Source organism: Gordonia sp. SGD-V-85 (assembly GCF_001456905.1).
GTDB lineage: Bacteria > Actinomycetota > Actinomycetes > Mycobacteriales > Mycobacteriaceae > Gordonia > Gordonia hongkongensis.
Map to the genome: position 1 here is coordinate 223,801 of NZ_LNQO01000003.1, position 17,550 is coordinate 241,350.

Below are 17,550 nucleotides of genomic sequence, written 5' to 3' on the forward strand. Positions count from 1 at the left end.
ATCCGTCGGCCGGCCGGGTCGCTGGGGAATCATGCGACGCCTAGTCCGGTGACCGTCGACGCGACGGCGACAGTCGTCTCGCCGTCGGGCCACCGCAGCCGCACGCCCGGTGAGGCGGTCAGCCGGCCGCAATCGGCGGTCGTCACCGGAGCGGGAGTGGGCACAGTGCGTCGGGTGCCGGCGCGGTCGGTGCTCAGCATCGCGTAGCCCGGGAAGCAGGTGAGCCACGCACCCATCGACGCGTCGCCGGGTCGCGGCACTGCCGTCACGTCCACCTCTGCACCGGTTCCCGACGCTTCGGCGAGCATGCCGAGCGTGCCGGCGATCCCGGCCATGCTGACGTCCTTGGCCGACGCGGGACGCACCGTTGCGAGATGGGATGTCATGGCGCACAGTTCGTCGCTGCTGCGCGAACTCGTCGAGTCCCACTGCCGGTCGTGATATCCGGGTCGCCAGGAGCCGCCGAGATCCGCGTGCAGGGTGACGGTGTCGCCGACCCGGCCACCGCCCGCGGGCAGGGGACTGGGCGTCGTGCCCAGCGCGGTCACCGACAGCGCAGACGGGACCCCGACCTGCGTGTGACCGCCGAGCACGGGTGTGCGCCATGCCTCCGCGGCCGAGCCTATCCCGCGGATGATGCGGGTCAGATGCGATGTCGTGGGCGCGCCGACGGCGTCGAGGAGACCGAGCGGCCGAGCCCCCATCGCGCTGAGGTCGTTGAGGTTGACGAGCACCGAACACCAACCGGCCCACTCCGGATCGCGTTCGATCATCGACGGGATGATCGCGTCACAGGCCGCGATCACGTCGGTGCCGGGCAGCGGTACGCCGTCGTCTCCGCGGAATCCGGTAGCACCGAGACCGCCCGGTTGGTCTGCGAACGGCGCGAGTGCCTCGGCGAGAACCGCTTTCGTCCCGTCGACTGTGCGTTGAATTCGGTTGAGTGGGTAGCCCATCTCCCGATGCGACCGCTCATTGATCACCGGGCCTGGCCCGCGGTCCTGCCAGCCGAGCCTCGAGAACATCGGTACGTACCGATCCTGGACGGTGGCGTCGAACCGCAGGGCGCCCAGTTGTTCGACGTGCGCGCACGCCGCCCGCACGAGTGCCGGCCCGATCCCGGCTGCCAGGCCAGGGTCGGCGACGACGAGCCGCGACCCAAACCACCATCCGATGTCGGTGTGCTCGGACCCCGCCCACGGCGTGGGGGCGATTCGCACGCCACCCGCGATAGTCCCGTCGGGCAGTGTCGCGATCAGGACGGTGGTGCGCGGGTCGTCGTCGATGTCATCGACGTCGGTGCGGTCGAAAAGCGCCTGCCGATCGACGAATTCGCGGTGCCGCAGCACGCGATACGCCGCATGTTCTCGCGGGCTGTTAGCGACGGTGATCAGGAACTCCGACCGCGGCGTCGTGCGCGGCAGCCCGGACAGGATCGACAGCTCGCCCCGTGACAGCACGTCAGCCTCCGACCGTCGGCAGGACACTACAGGCACCGCAGGCCGCGCATCCCGCTCGCTGGTCCGACCCGGACATCCCGATGAAACTCAGATGTCCGGCCACCTCACGGGTGATCTTCTCGACGATCGCGGGGTCGGGTGCCGGGGCGTTGTCGACGTCGACGGCGAGGGTCCCGGCGTGACGCCGGAACGGCACGATGAAGGGGTACACGCCCATGTCGGCGAGTTCCTTGGCGCCGGCGATCATCTCGTCGGTGTCCTCGCCGAGACCGACGAGCAGGTAGGTCGACACCTGGTTGCGCCCGAACACCCGGACCGCCTCGGCCCACGCCGCCCGGTACTCCGACATCGGTACCGTCGACTTGCCGGGCATCCAGCGACGCCGCACGTCGTCGTCGAGGGATTCGACGTGGATACCGATGGCGTCCGCACCGGCCTCGCGGAGTTCGGTCAGGACGGTCAGATCGGCGGGTGGTTCGCACTGGACCTGGATCGGTAGTTCCGGCACGGCCGCCTTGATCGCTCGGACGCACCGGGCGAGATGACACGCCCCGCGGTCGCGTCCACCGCTGGTGCCAGTGGTCATGACCATGTTGGTCACGCCGTCGAGATCGACAGCCGCACGGGCGACTTCGGCGAGTTGCTCGGGCTTCTTCACCGCAATCGTCGAGCCGGACTTCAGCGACTCCTCGATCGAACAGAACCGGCACCGCTGGTCCTCGGCGTAGCGGATACAGGTCTGCAGAACTGTTGTCGCCAGAACATTCCGACCGTGCAGGCGAGCGATCTTCTCGTAGCTTACCCCGTCCGCGGTCTGCAGGTCGTAGAACCGGGGACGTCCGATCGCGCTGACCTCGACACCGATGTCGGCGCCGTCGTACAGCACGCGATCACCGTCGAAGACGAACGCACTCTGCGGGTTCCGCGGGATCGCGGCATGCAACCCGTCGACCATGAGGTGGCCGTCGTCGCTGGGCCCCGCCCCGCCGGTGCGCTGCACCGGCGGCTCCCCGCGAATACCGAGCAACGCCAGGTCAACTCGTGTGGATACCGTCATGGGTACTCCTTATCCTTTGCTCCCTGAGGTGCGAGGAGCGATAGCGACGAGCCTCGAAGGGCTCGTATGTTCCTCCGCTGGTTGAGCCGACTCCGAGCGAAGCGAGGCGTCGTGTCGAAGCCACCTGGTGACCGTCCTCCACAACGCAACCCCGGTGCCCACAGAACCCCAAACCTACTGCGCAACAACCAACTGCGCGCGTCCACCACGAACCGATCCAACAACATGCTCAGCCACATACCTCGCATCGCGATCGATACCAAGGAACCGCCCCGACCCCCAGGTGTGCATCCACGGCAACCCGACGAAGCTGAGCCCGGGGACTTGGGTGATCCCGCGGGTCTGCATCGGCCGGCCACCGCCGTCGAAGGCGCTGGCCTCGATCCACCGGTAGTCGGGTCGGTAGCCGATGGCCCAGATGATCGAGGTGACGCCTTCGGCCGCGAAATCGAGTTCGGTCGGATCGACCTCGGGAGCCCACACCGGCTCGTACCGCGATGCCTCTGGCGCGTCGATGCCCAGTTTCTCGATGTGTCGGTCGATGTCACCGCAGATCGAGTTGTACACCGCGTCGGCCCGGTCGAGCGCGGCCGTGAGCGTCGGCGCGAACCTCAGCGTCGAGTCCTTACCGTCACTGAGCACGCCGTACAGCTTCATTCCCTCGGTAGCAAAGCGCCGGAGGTCGATGTCGCGGCCACCGTCGCGGCCGGTGACGTAGTGGTTCGTCTTCTCCTGCGCGGCCCGTCCGCCGGGGTACTCCTGGGTCGGCGTGTCGTAGAGACCCATGTCCGACAGCCACGTCATGCAATCGCGGCCGCGATAGAAGCGAGCGACCCGCGGCGCGTTTCCGATCGCGAGATGCACCTGCCTCCCGGCAAGGTGCAGATCCTCTGCGATCTGCGTGCCCGACTGCCCGGACCCGACGACCAGCACAGCGCCGTCGGGTAGTTGCTCGGGGTTGAAGTACTCCTCGGAGTGCACCTGGTGCACGGCCGGATCCAACGACGATGCGAACGGTGGCACCACCGGCAGGGGATATCCGCCGGTCGCGATGACGGCCTGGTCGCAGGTGAGCGACCGCATACCGTCTGGACCTTCGAGGGTCAACTCGAATCGATCACCGGACAGCCGTTGCAGTCGAGTGACTTTCGTGTGTTCGACGAGAGGTGGTTCGAAGGTCTGGAGCCACCCGTGCAGCCACTCCACGACCTCGTCGCGGGTCATGAATCCGTCCGGGTGTGGGCCGTCGTAGGTGTATCCAGGGAGCTTGCAGTGCCAGTTCGGCGTGACGAGAGTGAAGTTGTCCCACCGCTTATCGGCCCATGCATGAACCGCGGTGTCGGCTTCGACGACGAGATGTTCGACGCCAGCCTGCCCGAGGTACCAACTCACCGAGAGACCGGCTTGTCCGCCGCCGATGACGACGACCGGCACATGTGCGTTCATGACAGCTCCTCATCACTGCTGGTTGAGCCGGGCCGGAGCGAAGCGACGCCCCGAGTCGAAGCCACCTCAGCACCCTTCCCGCTGGTTGAGCCGGGCCGGAGCGAAGCGACGCCCCGTGTCGAAGCCACGTCCGCACCCGGCAACGGCGGGTACATCGACACCACCTCGACCTCAGCGAAATCCGCATGCCGAGCCGCATCGAGAGCGATCTCCTCCGCCGACGCCGCTGCAGACGTGCAGGCGAAGCCGTACTTGGCACGAACCCGCGCGCTGGCCTCGTCGAGCGCGGTGGTGGCCCGCGATCGGAAGTCGTCGACGCGGTACGTACCCGGCGCGAGGTGGTCGTGCAGTACGAGGCTGGGGGAGTAGTACTGGCGAAGCCGGCCGTCGGGCCAGCGCACCTGGACGGTCATCTCAGGCATGGGCGAGGTCCCGCCATGCGAAGGCCGCCGACGCGTCGGGGTCGGTATCAGCCTCGACGAGCATCCCGTACACCTCGGGCCGACGATCCCGCAGGTGGAACATCCCGGCCCGCATGGCGGTGAAGCTTTCGGCGATGTCGACCTCCGCAACGGCCAGGCCGCTCCCGAGAAGTGTTGTGTCGAGGATGTTCCCACCGGGATCGACGATCTTGGCGTTGCCCACGTAGCGCAGCGACCCGAAGGTGCCGCTCTGGTTGGCCGCGACCCAGAACACCTGATTCTCCAGGGCACGCGCGGTGTCGAAGAGGTTGAACCGGTAGGTCCAGCGGTCTTCTTGGAGGTTTTCCGCCGTCGCAGTGCGTGCCGCCGGCCATGCGGACAGGCTGGCGATGATCTCGGCGCCTTTGAGCGCCATGATCCGGGCGGCCTCGGGAAAGGCCTTGTCGTAACAGATCTGGAGGCCGATCCGGCCGACGGGGGTGTCGAAGACGTCGTACCCCGTGCCCGACGAGTACGACATGTTCTCGCCGAGCGGCTGATGCACTTTCCGGTAGCTGCCGTAGATGCGGTTGCCGTCGAGGACGGCGGCCGCGTTGTAGCGGGTCTCGCCGTCCTCGCCGAGTTCGCAGAACCCGATCGCCACCACGAGATCTCCGACGATGGACTGCACCCGAGCGATCTCGGGTCCGTCGAGGGAGATCGCCGGCGGCAACGACCGGGCGCTGTTCTTCTGCGTGTCGCCGTGGTTACCCAAAGACGAGAGGTATCCGCCGATCGCCGCCTCCGGGAACACCAGGAAGTCGACGCCCCGCGTCCGTGCTTCGGCGACATACTGTTCGATCGTCGCGTAGTTCTGCTCGAGATCGCGGGTGAAGTTGGCCGCGACGGTTCCGATGGTGGTCATGTGATTCCCAAGAGGTGGTTGTCGGAAGCTGCTGTGGGTCAGACCATGTAGGTCGAGTTGATGATCGCGCCCTTGCGTGCGTAGTGGATGAGTGCGTCTTGGACGTCGAGCGGGTGCGCGGGAATGACGCCTTCGATGAGGTCCTCTTCACGTCCGCCGTGCAGGGCGAGGCCGAAGCGGCAGCAGAACACGGTGCCGCCTTCGGAGATGAAGGTCTCGAGGGAGTTGTTGATGTTCTGCTCACCGGGAAAGCCGGAGTCGCCCGTCGTCGGGAAGCCCCGGGTGGCAAGGCAATTGATGGCGCCAGGTCCGTAGAAGTACATGGCCGACTCGAAGCCCTTGCGGAGGGCGCGGGTGGCCTGCAGGACGGCGACGAACGACACCGACGACTCGTGCGCGATGCCGTGCACGAGCGTGAAGTACGACTCACCGTTCTCCGCCTGATAGTCCGGGAAGATCTTGGTGCCGCCATAGATGTTGGAGCCCTTGGGAAGTGAGGGGTGCGGGATCTCCGCCAGCGATGCGGCGATGTTCTCGGTGATGGTTTCGTCGAAAGAAGGCACAAGAGCTCCTGGGATGGCGAGACGGTGTCTGCAGGTGGTCGAGCCGCGGGGGCGGTTCGACGTGCGAGGGTGGGTCGGGCATCATTGCCCTGAAGTGGTTCGACCGAAGATCCGGTCTCATCGAGTAGCGACTACTTGCTACGACACACAGTTCACTCGTCGTCGATTACCGAATGGTTTCCGGCGGAATAAAGAAACTGCCGATCCGTGTAACACGACCCTGGTCGGTCGACCGACACGCGCCCGACGATGTGGGCACAAAAATATCCGACGAACCGGTCGGGTCGGGGGTCTGACCGGTTCGTCGGACGAGACCCAGTGTATCCCTGCCGTCGAGACCGGGTCCATCGAGGTATCCGCAATTCTGTGACCTGTTGGATTGCAGATCCTTGATCTGCTCTTGCTCCCTCCTGTGAGAGCAACCACCAACTGCTCCCTGAGGAGGCCCAGAGCCTGCGGAGGGCCGTCACGAAGGGTCCCCGCAACCACCCACCGAACCCCCTGCGCGCGACACTCGCGATCACCCGCGTGACGGAGCACCCTTGTCCTCATGCTCACTGCAGTTCTGTACGGGCTCGCGACCGCCATCCCCATCGCGGTCGGTGCGGCGATCGGTCTGCGCTGGAACCTGCCGAATCCGATCTTGGCGACGCTGATGGCGTTCGGCGCGGGCACGATGATCGCGGCAGTCTCAACCGAACTCTTCGAACCCGCCTTCAGTCAGGCCGGCACGGCTGTGGCAGCGCTCGCGCTGTTCTCCGGGACCGCGGTTTACGTCGTCGCCGATCGACTTGTCGAGACCAAGCTCGGGTCGTCTGCGATCGGTCCCGCATTGATGATCGGCGTCTTCCTCGACGGCGTGCCGGAGAACACTGCGCTGGGCGTCTCACTGACCGCGGGCGGTTCGCTCGTGCTGGTGGTGGCCATTGCCGTCGGCAATGTTCCGGAAGCGGTGAGCGGTGCGTCGTTGATGCGCCGCGAGCACGACGCCTCGATCGGCTCGGCGCTGGCGATGTGGGTGTTCACCGCCGTCGTCCTGGTGGCGGTCACAGTCGGCGGCTATGCGGTGGCGGACACCATCTCGCCGACCGCGATCAGCCTCGTCCAGGCCTTCGCCGGCGGCGCGACGCTCGGTGTCCTCGCGAACTCGCTGATGCCAGAGGCCTACCGCGAGGGCGGCTGGTGGATCGGTCTCGCGACCGCAGCGGGGTTCCTGCTTGCGTTCGTCCTCGGCTGAACGCTCCCACCACTCCCTGCGGACGGCGCACCCCATGCTCCCTGAGGAGGCCCGGAGCTTGCGGAGGGCCGTCACGAAGGGTCCCGCAACCACACCTTCAAATCGCAACACCCAACCCCTCAGTGCGTCTGCGCAGCCCCAGGGTCTCCTTCGACATGCCCATCAGCCAACTCCGACAACGCCCGGAACACCCGCTTCGACGCTTCGGCCCACGGCATGAGGATGGGGAAGACGTGGAACATGCCGGGTTCTTCGATGGCGTGCGTGGGCACTTCCGACGCCTCGAGCCGTGCCGCGAAGTCGCGTATGCCGTCGCGGAACATCTCGCTGCCGCCCCAGCAGACGAAGGTCGGCGGGAACCACGACGGGTCGGGTTCAGCGTTGACCGGCGACACTCGCGCATCGTTCGGCTGGACGCCGTGCAGGTACGGCGTGACCGGGATGCTCCAAGGGAGGATGTCGTAGGGCGCGTTGTCGGTGATCGACGGGTGGTCGAGGTCAAGGTCGATCTCGGGGGAGAACAACGCCAAAGCGCCTGGACGCGGCAGGTCGTGGTCCCGAAGGTAGGCCACCAACGACGCCGCGAGCCCACCGCCACCGGAGTCGCCGGCGACGATGATGTGTTCCGGGTCGACGCCGCGTCCGAGAAGTCCGCGATAGACGTCGGCGGCGTCGTGAACGCCTGCGGGGAACGGGAATTCGGGCGCCATCCGATAGTCGGCGATGAACACCTCGTGGCCGGAGATCCGCACAAGTGACGACGCGAACGCCGAGTACATCATCGGCGACGTACCGATGTACCCGCCGCCGTGGAGGTACAGGATGGTGGCGCCGATCTCCTGCTTGTCGTCACAATCGTCGACGAACGCGTCGGAACTCGCCTTGGCGCGACACCACAGCCCGGGCACGCCGCCGACGATGTCGTCGGTGAGTTCGACGCCGTCGGTCAACTCGACGAAGGGCGGCATCACGACGCGGCACACGTCGTCGAGGATCTTCTCCATCGACCGGAACTCCTCGATCGGCAGTCCCATCGAGTAGCCCATGAACGCGCGGATGGTCTGGCGGGTGACGGACTGGCCGAGGTTGTCGAGCAGCCCCGACGGGCCCGACCATGGCTTGCGGAACGGCACCCTCGCGAGGCCGTTGATCATGCTCTGCGCGAGTCCGACGACGGTCAGCGCGGTCACCGGCGCCGACGCGGTCTGGACCTCCGGACGATCAGCCATCACCATGCCGCCCAGGGTAACGAGAGCGCCCAGGCCCGGCTGGACACGCGACCCACCGGGTGGGGCGGCAGCCGCCAGGCGTGGCAGACTACCCGGGTCCTCTAGTCCCCGAGATCCCCGTGAGGCGGCGATGGAGTTCTCAGCCTTCCCGGCTCCGGTCGAGGCCCCCGGCACGTCGAGCGGCGCCGAGTCCGTGCAGCTCACGCTGGCCGACGCGTGGGAATCGAACCGCTCGATCCAGAAGTCGGCGGTGGGACGACTCTTCGCGGCCACCAACTCGGCTCTCTACGTCACCTTGATGGAACGGCACCTCGACTACGGCGCCAAACTGTCCGAGACCGAGCTGACGGTGCGCCTCGACCGCGACCTCGCCGACCTCGACCTCACCGATCAGGCCACCGGCCTCGAGCTGGTCAAACTCTGGGCTCGGCAGGGCTGGCTGCACCGCGTCACCGACACGACCGACCCGCACGCCCCCAACCTGTGCCACCTGACCAGCGAGGCACGATCGGTCCTGGACTTCATGCGACGTCAGCGTCGCGAGGATTCGATCGCCACCGGCGGATCCATCACCGGTATCGCCGCCGAGCTCCGACGCGTCGCCGGTCAGGTCAGCAACGACCCGGACCAGATCCGTTTGGAGATCGAGGCGCAGATGTCAGACCTCGACGCCGAACTCGCCGACCTCGACGCCGGCCGACGCCCCCCGGTCGACCTGCGCGTGGCCGAGGACGCCGCCCGGACCATCGGCTACCAGATGGAGCAGATCATCTCCGACATCGGCCAGTACGGCACGATGCTCGACCGCATCACCACCGCGCTGCTCGACGACCCCGGCGACTCCGACCTCGCCTACCGCGACCGTCAGCGACAGCTCTTCGACGACTACGAGGCGCTCCTCGACTCGCCGCAGTCCGCGTCGTACCAGGCGTTCTCGCACCTGATTCAGGATCCGGAGCGTCGCGCGCGCCTGAAGTCCGACATCGAGACGATCATCGCCAGCTTCCCGAGCATGGACGCGGGCCTGCGGTCGGTGATGGACAACTTCTTCGGCCTGGTGACCCAGCAGATGGCCGAGGTCGGCCGCACCCGGCAGCGGTGTGCACGCCGTATCCGACGCTTCGTCGCGTCTGGAACGCTTGAGCAGAGCCGCGGTCTCGCCCGCCAGCTCAACGACGCCCTGGCCACCGCCAACGAGCTGCTCAAGACGTCCCTGGCCGACCGTCGGATCGGCTACGAGCTGCCCCTGGCCGCGCCGACGGTGAACTCGATCGGCCGACTCGCCTTCGAGATCCGCGAACACGTCCCGCCCGCACCCGCGCTCCCGGCCACTCTCGACGCCGACCTCACCTCGTTCGCCTCGCTGTCCGGTCAGGTCGACACCACCGAACTAACGGACACCGTGAATGCAGCGGTCGCCGCCGGACCGGTCGCCCTCGCCGACGTCATCGACGGACTCGAGGAGCCGTACCTCGCGCACGTCATCGTCCTGTGGTCGTGGGCCCAGAAACAACAGGCCCAGAAACAGCAAGCGGCAGGGGACAAGGTACCGATGACCACCGTCCGCTTTCGGTCGCTCATCGGCGACGACCACGCCATCGAGGTACCCGACCTGACCTTCACCGAACCGATTCCGACTGCGGAGGTCGACGCCGAATGACCACCACCGACGAGACCAACCCCGGCTCCGGCGAGACTCCACCCCCGCTCCCTGAGGTGCGAGCGCAGCGAGCCACGAAGGGTCCCGAATCCGACCCTGCGACCGACGCCGATTCTCTGCCCCCTGAGGTGCGAGCGGAGCGAGCCACGAAGGGCACCCCCACGACCCCCGACGAATTCGCCGGCTTCGACGACCTGCCCACCGTCGCGAACCGCGCGGCGACCCACACGCCGAACGCACCCCGCTTCGACGGCGACGTCAGTGAGCTGCCCGACCGCGCGTGCTGGGCGCTGCAGAACCTGTTGACCCGCCGCTACATCAGCGGCGACCGACAGCCGCAGCTGTGGTCGTGGGTGGCCGAGTATCAGGACGTGCTGCGCGGTCGCCTCTCCGAACTCGACCTCCGGCTGCGCATCGTCGACGAACTGCAGGTCGCCTTCGTCGAGCAGGCCGGTTACGACTCCCGGTGGGGCCGAAAGATCCTCAAGCGCGAGACGATTCACACCTACGACGCCATCTTGGCGTTGCACCTGGCCAAGTACGTGCGCGCCGCTCGCGACGAGCCCGTGCTGATCACCCGCGAAGAGATCCACGAGCTCTTCGCCGGCGTCACCAACACCATCGACCGCGACCTCGCACTCTTCGACACGCGCATCGAACGCGCCCTGGACAAGATGGAGGAGCTCGAGTTCCTCCGCAAGCAGCGCGACGACGCCGACACCTTCATCGTCAGCCCGGTGATCTCTGCGGTGATGACGGCGTCGGTGATCACTGACCTACAAAGGCAATTCGAGCAGTTCATCGGATCCGGTGACACCGGGGAAGTGCCACCGGAGGACCTCGCCGACGAGCCTGCGGAACGCGACGACGACGCGGCCGACCTCGACGGAGCCTACGGCGAGAACGACGAAGGAGACGATTGGTGAGCGGGCAGGTCGACCAGTACCACCTGTCCCGGTTGCAGCTGATCAACTGGGGCGTGTTCGACGGGTATCACTCGATCCCGTTCAGTCCCAACGGTTCTCTGATCACCGGATCGTCGGGTAGCGGTAAGTCGTCGTTGCTCGACGCGATTTCGCTGGCGTTCCTGCCGGATCATCGGCGCAACTTCAACGCCTCGGGCGATGCGACGGCGGCCGGATCCTCCAGTGGCAAGCGCACGGTCGGCAAGTACGTGCGCGGCGCGTGGGGTGAGCGACGCGACGGCACCAACGCCCACCGCGAGATCATGTACCTGCGTGGCACCGGCCCGGCATGGGCGGCCATCGCGGTCACGTACACCTCCAGTTCCGGCGAGGCCATCACCGGCCTGGTATTGAAATGGCTTGCCGCCGGCAAGATGACCGACGCCCACAGTTCGTACTTCATCTACGACGGCGACGCCGACATCGTCGAGGCCTGCAACGAGTGGGCCGCCAACAACTACAACTCGGCCAAGTTCCGCGACCGCGGCTGGCGCGGCGGACCCGGCGAGGGCAAGTACCTCTCGACGCTTTACTCGCTCATCGGGATCCGCGGCTCCGACGCCGCGCAGCAGCTCCTCGGAAAGGCCAAGTCGCTCAAGAGCGTCGGCGGTCTCGCGCAGTTCGTGCGGGAGTTCATGCTCGACGCCCCGACCAGCATCGTCGGGATCGCCGACGCCCTCGACCAGATCGATCCGCTCGTCGAAGCGCGTGAACTGCTCGACGTCGCGCGCCGCAAGCGCACCATCCTCGGCAACATCGAGGAGGTGCAGGAGCGGTACGCGGGGGAGGCGGCCACCTTCTCCGTCCTCGACACCATCGACAACACCACCATCCGCAGCTACGTCAACAACCTGCGGATCCACAATGCCCAGCCCGAGGTCGCCGACCTGGACGACCAGATCACCCGCCTCGACGGCGATCTCGCCGCGTTGACCACCCAGCACGACCAGCTCCGCCAGGACCACAGCTTGCTGCTGTCCCGGATCGCCACCTCCACCGGCGACCTCGCCCCGCTGCGCGAACAGCTCGGCGGCGCACAGAAACTCAGCACCGAGGTCACCGCCCGACGCAACGCGTACGAGGACAAGGTTTCCGCGCTCGGCTTCACCCCGCCCACGCGGGCCGAGGGGTTCTGGCTGCTGCGCGAGGAACTCACTGAGGAGGCCGCCAAGATCGACGGCCAGCTCGACGCCGGTCGCGCCCACTATGCCGAGGCCCTGGCCAGCGAGGTCGCCGCGCGGACCCGCCGCGACGCCGCGATGGAAGAGCTCGGCCGCGTCGAGAACGCTGGCTCCGCACTGCCGCGCACCGAGCACGAGATGCGCCGCGCCATCGCCCATGGACTCCAGATCGACGAGTCCGAACTGAAGTACGTCGCCGAGCTCGTCGAACTCGATCCCGACGAAGAGCGCTGGCGTCTGGCCGTCGAGAAGGTGCTGCGCAACGTCGGCCTGCGACTACTGGTGCCGGACAAGCACTTCCGCGCGGCCCTGCGGTTCGTGAACTCGCACGACATGCGCGGTCGTATCCAGCTGCACCAGGCCGACTCTCGCCCGATGCCGGTTCTGGAGCCGGGAACCTTGGCCTCGAAGCTGCGTCCCGTCGATGCGTCGCACCCGTGTGCCGCCGAGGCGATGACGGTGCTGTCGAAGCTGGGCAACCACATGTGCGTGGACAGTCCCGGCGAGTTCTCCCAGCACGCCAAGGCCGTCACCGACCAGGGTCTGCGCAAGGACTCGGCGAAGCTCGCGGTCAAGGACGACCGCCAACAGCTCCGCCGGTCGCAGTACATCTTCGTTGGCGACGTCGCCTCGAAGATCGCCGCGTTGCGTGACGAACTCGAGTACGAGGAGCGGGCGTTCGAGGATGCCCGTCAGGATTGCGCCGAGCTCGATCGTGAGCGCAGCGCCAAGGAACGACGCCGCGACGCGTATCGCCGTGTGTGCGAGCAGTTCACGCAGTGGAACGAGATCGACGTCGATTCTGTCGATGACCGGGTCGACCAGCTCACCGACCAGTACGACCTGCTGATCGAGGAGAATCCCGACGTCGAAGCCCTCCAGCGCAAGGCTGAAGACCTCTGGGAGCAGGTCCGCAACGCGATTTCGCAGGCCGCGCTGGTCAAGGACAAGATCGCCCGCCAGGACTCTCGCCGTACCCAGCTTCTCGACCTCATCGACCGGCTGAAGCCTGAAGACGTTCCCGCCCAGGCGGAGAAGACCCTCGACGGTTTCCGCGAGGACCTCTCGGCGACGCTCGACGTGCTCAACCCGGAGCCGTACCGCCAGGAGATCGTCAAGGCCGCGAGCCGTGAGCGCGACCGGATGCGGTCGGATGCCCGGCGCTCCCGCGACGAGCTGGCCCGCATCCTCGACACCTACGACGAGGAGTTCCCGGACGCCATCCCGAACGACAGCGACGACTTCGACGAACGTCTGCACGACTACGTCGCCGTCTGCCGGCGCATCGACGAGCGCGAGTTGCCCGCCGCCTACGAGCGGATGCGCCGTCTGATCACCGAGCAGGCGCCGGGCGCGATCCTCGGTCTGCACATGGCCGCCGACGCCGAGGAACGACGCATCGTCGAGCAGATCGAACGCGTCAACACCGGCCTCGGCGCGGTCGCGTTCAACCGCGGCACCCGCCTGCGGCTACGCCCGGGCCGTAAGAAGCTCGCCGCCGTCGAGGAGCTCACCGAGAAGGCTCGCCAGATCTCCAACCGCGCGACCGCTGTCAGCTTCGGCGACGAGCAGGCGATCCTCGAGCAGTACTCCGACATCTTGCTGCTGCGCGAACGCCTCGCCGGCAACACCCCGGAGGACCGCCAGTGGACGCGCGACGCCCTCGACGTCCGCAACCGGTTCGACTTCTACTGCGAGGAGCACGACGCCGAGTCGGGGGAGACCATCCGCACCTACTCCAACGCCGGCGACAACTCCGGCGGCGAGCAGGAGAAGCTGATGGCGTTCTGTCTCGCCGGCGCACTGAGCTTCAACCTCGCCAGCCCGCACGGCAATGACAACCGGCCCATCTTCGCCCAGTTGATGCTCGACGAAGCCTTCTCCAAGTCCGACCCGCAGTTCGCCCAGCAGGCGTTGTCGGCGTTCCGGAAGTTCGGGTTCCAGCTGATCATCGTCGCCACCGTGCAGAACACCAGCACGATCCAGCCATACGTAGACAACGTGGTGATGGTGTCGAAGACCGAGGCTGGGCCTGAGTTGCGACCGATTGCTACCGCTACGTCGACGGGGATCAAGGCGTTCTCTGAGTTGAGGCGGTCGGGGAGTCAGTTTGTGGTCTGACCAACAGATTCACCCTCGCCAGCAGATCGCCGATAAAACATCCCTGAGATTAGTTCCAGTTATACGCTGAACCCAAATGTGTAGCCACCCGAAGGCCATGTGCACGAACGCCTCGCCTAACTAACTCCGACATTCGCACGCTGCTAGGCAAACGCCCGTCGACAGTAGAGCGTAGTCCCCGTGTTGACACCGGCTTGAACGTTAATAGTTGCGACTGGCTGTATCCCCAAGGAGCAGGCAACTTCCGCAATCCAGGCGACCCGGCCAGAAGCCGAGCGCGCTTCCGAAGCGCAAGCCAAACTTGAGTCGCGATCCAGGAATCAAGTTCTTTGAGCTGATCGATGTCGTCGACCAGTGGGTGTCGCCCAAGTAAGCCGCCGAGGGACATCATAGGGGGGAGCGGACCCCTGAGCAGCCTTCGAAGCTGCTCTTCGCTGAGACTGCCGTATAAGTAGCGACGGAGCTGCCAAAGCAGGGCCAGATAGTCTCGATCGAGGCCCCCGTCCAAGCGACGAAGGTCCTGCGATCCTCGAATCGGTTCACGCAACAAGTGGTTGTATACGTACTCGTTGATGGTCTTCTTCGCAGTTGAAAGCGCGCGTTCCGACAAAGAGACAGTGCGCAACGCTACGGTCTGGCTCAGAAAATCCGCCGAGTGAATTGTCCGGATTTCCGCGGCTGCCGTGTCAGGAACGGTGAGCAGATTAATACCACGACTCTTCGAATGATTGATGCCGCATCGGCTTCGATCGGAAAATCGGTGCAACTCTTCGACTGCGCGACTCAAGTTGCTATAGTCGCGACTCCAGATTACGATATCGTCGGCGTATCTAGTGAAGGACACACCAAGTCGCTCGAATTCGCGGTCGAGAGGTGTTGCTGCAATATTTGCGAGCAGCAGACTGATAGTTGTACCTTGGTGTATCCCCCTACTGCGCGGATTCACGGATGCCGGCAGCAGCCCCGGAAGCGGTGTAGGTTTCGGGGCAACCATAAACGCTCGAAGGATCTTGCGTTCTGAGCGGGTGATCGAAAGCCCGATATCGGAAATAGTCGCCCAAACGTGATCGTGATCGACCGATCCGAAGTAATCGGCGAAATCGTACTGGGCGAGATAGAGCCGATGCTCATCGGACCACTCTGTTCTGATATGCGAGATGGCGTCGTGCACTCCGAGGTCTTTACGGTAAGCGTAAGATCTCGCACTCAGTCGAGCACGGTTCTTGTTCATCAATGAGTTGTAGAGCCGCTTGGATACGACCTCATCGGCTATCGCGAATGCCGTTACTACGCGTGACTTCCCACCAGGCTTCGGGATGCTAAAGCCGGCTGGAGGTAGAGGAGAATAAGTGCCCCTCTGAATTGAGGAGAAGATTGAATGACCGATGGCTGCAGATCGAGCTCTTACATGGAACGGGTTGTGACTCGAGTCGAATGCCCAAAGAAGCGGCTCTCGCGCATGGAGCTGAGGCAGACTTGCTGCAGACCGCCGCTGTCTGCGAACGGTCTCGTCGTAGGCTTGTTTCCGTCGGCGTTCGTAGGCCCGAATCTTCTGCGTAGCCGCGTCCGCGATCGCCTTGGCAAGTTCGTCCAACGCCGTACCTCCTCGACACAGCAGTAAGGACCCGGCGATCGCCGGGCCCCTACTGTCGGCTGGCCCGCCTCGAAATGCTGCTTCACGCGCGCTCACGCTCGCACGCTCGCGCCTTGCAGGCTCACCGAGATGAGTTGCGTTGCAGGCGGGTGGCCTAGCCCCTCTTGGGACCCGGTTGCAGAACTTATCACACCCAGACGTCTACTGTGGACGCGAGTGTCGTGCCCGCGTCTGCGTGCGAGTTATCACGGTCAGGACAGCAGGCTTTCGAGGAGTGGCAAGAAGAGCGCAGCAGGAAGAAGCAGGGTGATGTAAGGCAGGGAGGTTACTGTCGTGTCGCGCAGCATCTCCCGCCGTCTTAGGTACTGCGAAACATCTTCGCCGAGGTAGAACGCCTGGTCCTTGGCAAGTTTTGAAGAAAAGTGCCGCCAATAATCCCCCGACGTGTGATTCTCACTCTCGTCCAGAACCTCCTGATAGCGGTCGGATATCGCGGCTACCATCGACCTCGTGACGACCTCTTCGGTAATCATCTGTTCCATCTCGACCGCGATACGTTGGATCTTTCTATAGTTCAAGAACATATCCCTACTTCGTCCCGAATGATTCATATTCGTGGCCGCTAACGAAACGACCAGGGCGAAGACCGATACGCAGACGAGCAAGGTTGGCCCGTTCGGACCGTACATACTAGCGTCGGTGAGCATCCCGACTGCGGCAACGGTGGTGGCGGTTGATAGAGCGACAATAGCCCAGTTCCAAGCCCGGGCGCGTCGACCAAGCCTCGAGGACGCAGACTCCCGTGCACGATAGGTTTTGTACGCCCGCCGTTCGATAGAGAGCAAATGCTCGCGAGCGACCTTATCGTCGATGATTAAGGTTCGGTCTTTCGAATTTGGCGTCTTCGTATTATTGCGAAACAAGATTGTTGTCCTTTCAATCGGGTGCGTACCGACGCGCAAGCCGTTCAAAGTACTTCTCGAGAGCCTCTCCGGAACATTTGCTGCATTGTAAATTGTAGATTTTGTGGATTCTATTTAGTATTGCGATGCCTTTCTAACGTTTATATGCGTACAATTATCACGCTCACCTACGCGCGCTATGATGGCGCAATGAGTTTCGAACGCCACTATGTATGACTCATTCAGACGAACCGATCGTTTCACGGTAGTGGTGAGCAAGTTCTCTCCTGGGCCGAGGTTCTTGTGCGTCCGCTGGTTGGACTGTGATCTTGCCATGTTCTGAACCCGTGGCGGTCGACTACGAGCTGTTCTAGACCGCGCGCACTACAGCGACGATCCGTCGACAGATATCGTCTGGATCCTCGTGCTCCCAGAACCGCAGCACCTGCCACCCGAGGTCGCCCAGCGCATCCGTGTGACGGCGGTCCCTGTCCGCGTTGCTCGCAAGTTTGGCGCGCCACCAGTCTGCGTTGTTCTTCGGCTGTGTCGCGTGCAACGGGCACCCGTGCCAAAAGCATCCATCGATGAAGACAACGACCTTCCGACGTGTGAAGACGATATCGCCGCGGCAACGGATCGATCGATCTGGTCGGTAGTCCACTCGATATCGATGGCCAGCCGCATGGAGTCGGCGGCGGACCTGCAGCTCTACCTGGGTATCGCGACGGGATTGCCGCGACATGCGCTGTCGCACGATCTCATCGAGTGGCTTGGGATTCATCAAGGGCTACGACCTGGTGGTCACACCA

14 protein-coding genes are annotated in these 17,550 nt (G+C 65.0%); 4 read left to right on the top strand and 10 right to left on the bottom strand.

Features of this window, described 5'->3' with window-relative positions:
* Nucleotides 1–29 precede the first annotated feature (29 nt).
* The 6 genes from AS181_RS04920 to AS181_RS04945 form a co-directional block, all read right to left on the bottom strand.
* A complete protein-coding gene (locus tag AS181_RS04920) occupies nt 30–1,460 on the bottom strand; it encodes an MSMEG_0567/sll0787 family protein (protein WP_175404273.1) in 1,431 nt (476 codons plus the stop codon).
* A 1-nt stretch (nt 1,461) separates the two neighbouring features.
* Complete coding sequence (locus AS181_RS04925) at nt 1,462–2,517, bottom strand: MSMEG_0568 family radical SAM protein (protein ID WP_058250472.1); 1,056 nt, start codon at nt 2,515–2,517, stop codon at nt 1,462–1,464.
* A 174-nt stretch (nt 2,518–2,691) separates the two neighbouring features.
* Nucleotides 2,692–3,963: an MSMEG_0569 family flavin-dependent oxidoreductase gene (locus AS181_RS04930; RefSeq protein ID WP_058250473.1), complete on the bottom strand. Its 1,272-nt coding sequence runs from the start codon at nt 3,961–3,963 to the stop codon at nt 2,692–2,694.
* Nucleotides 3,960–4,385, bottom strand: coding sequence for an MSMEG_0570 family nitrogen starvation response protein (locus AS181_RS04935; RefSeq protein ID WP_058250474.1), 426 nt, complete (start codon nt 4,383–4,385; stop codon nt 3,960–3,962). Before AS181_RS04935 ends, AS181_RS04930 begins: the two co-directional genes overlap by 4 nt.
* Entirely contained in the window at nt 4,378–5,289 is a 912-nt protein-coding gene (locus AS181_RS04940) for a carbon-nitrogen hydrolase family protein (RefSeq protein ID WP_058250475.1), read from the bottom strand. Before AS181_RS04940 ends, AS181_RS04935 begins: the two co-directional genes overlap by 8 nt.
* 38 nt (nt 5,290–5,327) lie before the next feature.
* Entirely contained in the window at nt 5,328–5,852 is a 525-nt protein-coding gene (locus tag AS181_RS04945) for an MSMEG_0572/Sll0783 family nitrogen starvation response protein (RefSeq protein ID WP_004019804.1), read from the bottom strand.
* A gap of 550 nt (nt 5,853–6,402) precedes the next feature.
* Here AS181_RS04945 and AS181_RS04950 point away from each other — a divergent pair.
* Nucleotides 6,403–7,089: a ZIP family metal transporter gene (locus AS181_RS04950; protein WP_058250476.1), complete on the top strand. Its 687-nt coding sequence runs from the start codon at nt 6,403–6,405 to the stop codon at nt 7,087–7,089.
* A 119-nt stretch (nt 7,090–7,208) separates the two neighbouring features.
* On the opposite strand, the gene AS181_RS04955 is transcribed toward AS181_RS04950, so the two are convergent.
* On the bottom strand, nt 7,209–8,324 hold the full coding sequence (locus AS181_RS04955) for an alpha/beta hydrolase (RefSeq protein ID WP_058250477.1): 1,116 nt from the start codon (nt 8,322–8,324) through the stop codon (nt 7,209–7,211).
* 124 nt (nt 8,325–8,448) lie between these two features.
* On the opposite strand from AS181_RS04955, the gene AS181_RS04960 reads away from it, so the two are divergent.
* From AS181_RS04960 to AS181_RS04970, 3 genes are read left to right on the top strand one after another with little or no spacing between them, the layout of a single operon-like run.
* Nucleotides 8,449–9,978, top strand: coding sequence for a DUF3375 domain-containing protein (locus AS181_RS04960; protein WP_058250478.1), 1,530 nt, complete (start codon nt 8,449–8,451; stop codon nt 9,976–9,978).
* The gene (locus AS181_RS04965; RefSeq protein ID WP_058250479.1) at nt 9,975–10,904 is read left to right on the top strand and encodes a DUF4194 domain-containing protein; all 930 of its coding nucleotides are present in this window, start codon (nt 9,975–9,977) and stop codon (nt 10,902–10,904) included. Before AS181_RS04960 ends, AS181_RS04965 begins: the two co-directional genes overlap by 4 nt.
* Nucleotides 10,901–14,245, top strand: coding sequence for an ATP-binding protein (locus AS181_RS04970; protein WP_058250480.1), 3,345 nt, complete (start codon nt 10,901–10,903; stop codon nt 14,243–14,245). The genes AS181_RS04965 and AS181_RS04970 overlap by 4 nt, the downstream gene beginning before the upstream one ends.
* A gap of 49 nt (nt 14,246–14,294) precedes the next feature.
* Here AS181_RS04970 and AS181_RS24475 read toward each other — a convergent pair whose 3' ends face one another.
* From AS181_RS24475 to AS181_RS04980, 3 genes are all read right to left on the bottom strand, one after another.
* Complete coding sequence (locus AS181_RS24475) at nt 14,295–15,935, bottom strand: reverse transcriptase domain-containing protein (protein ID WP_082652865.1); 1,641 nt, start codon at nt 15,933–15,935, stop codon at nt 14,295–14,297.
* A 155-nt stretch (nt 15,936–16,090) separates the two neighbouring features.
* Nucleotides 16,091–16,762, bottom strand: a complete 672-nt coding sequence (locus AS181_RS24890) for an SLATT domain-containing protein (protein WP_175404275.1) — start codon at nt 16,760–16,762, stop codon at nt 16,091–16,093.
* A gap of 349 nt (nt 16,763–17,111) precedes the next feature.
* Nucleotides 17,112–17,522 carry a very short patch repair endonuclease gene (locus AS181_RS04980; protein ID WP_197414677.1) on the bottom strand — a complete coding sequence of 137 codons (411 nt, stop codon included), beginning with the start codon at nt 17,520–17,522 and terminating at the stop codon, nt 17,112–17,114.
* Nucleotides 17,523–17,550: the final 28 nt, after the last annotated feature.

Coding starts and splice junctions, on each gene's coding strand:
- AS181_RS04980 (WP_197414677.1), bottom strand. CDS start 17,522: ATGAATCCCAAGCCACTCGATGAGATCGTGCGACAGCGCATGTCGCGG.
- AS181_RS04960 (WP_058250478.1), top strand. CDS start 8,449: ATGGAGTTCTCAGCCTTCCCGGCTCCGGTCGAGGCCCCCGGCACGTCG.
- AS181_RS04955 (WP_058250477.1), bottom strand. CDS start 8,324: ATGGTGATGGCTGATCGTCCGGAGGTCCAGACCGCGTCGGCGCCGGTG.
- AS181_RS04940 (WP_058250475.1), bottom strand. CDS start 5,289: ATGACCACCATCGGAACCGTCGCGGCCAACTTCACCCGCGATCTCGAG.
- AS181_RS04950 (WP_058250476.1), top strand. CDS start 6,403: ATGCTCACTGCAGTTCTGTACGGGCTCGCGACCGCCATCCCCATCGCG.
- AS181_RS04930 (WP_058250473.1), bottom strand. CDS start 3,963: ATGAACGCACATGTGCCGGTCGTCGTCATCGGCGGCGGACAAGCCGGT.
- AS181_RS04965 (WP_058250479.1), top strand. CDS start 9,975: ATGACCACCACCGACGAGACCAACCCCGGCTCCGGCGAGACTCCACCC.
- AS181_RS04925 (WP_058250472.1), bottom strand. CDS start 2,517: ATGACGGTATCCACACGAGTTGACCTGGCGTTGCTCGGTATTCGCGGG.
- AS181_RS04935 (WP_058250474.1), bottom strand. CDS start 4,385: ATGCCTGAGATGACCGTCCAGGTGCGCTGGCCCGACGGCCGGCTTCGC.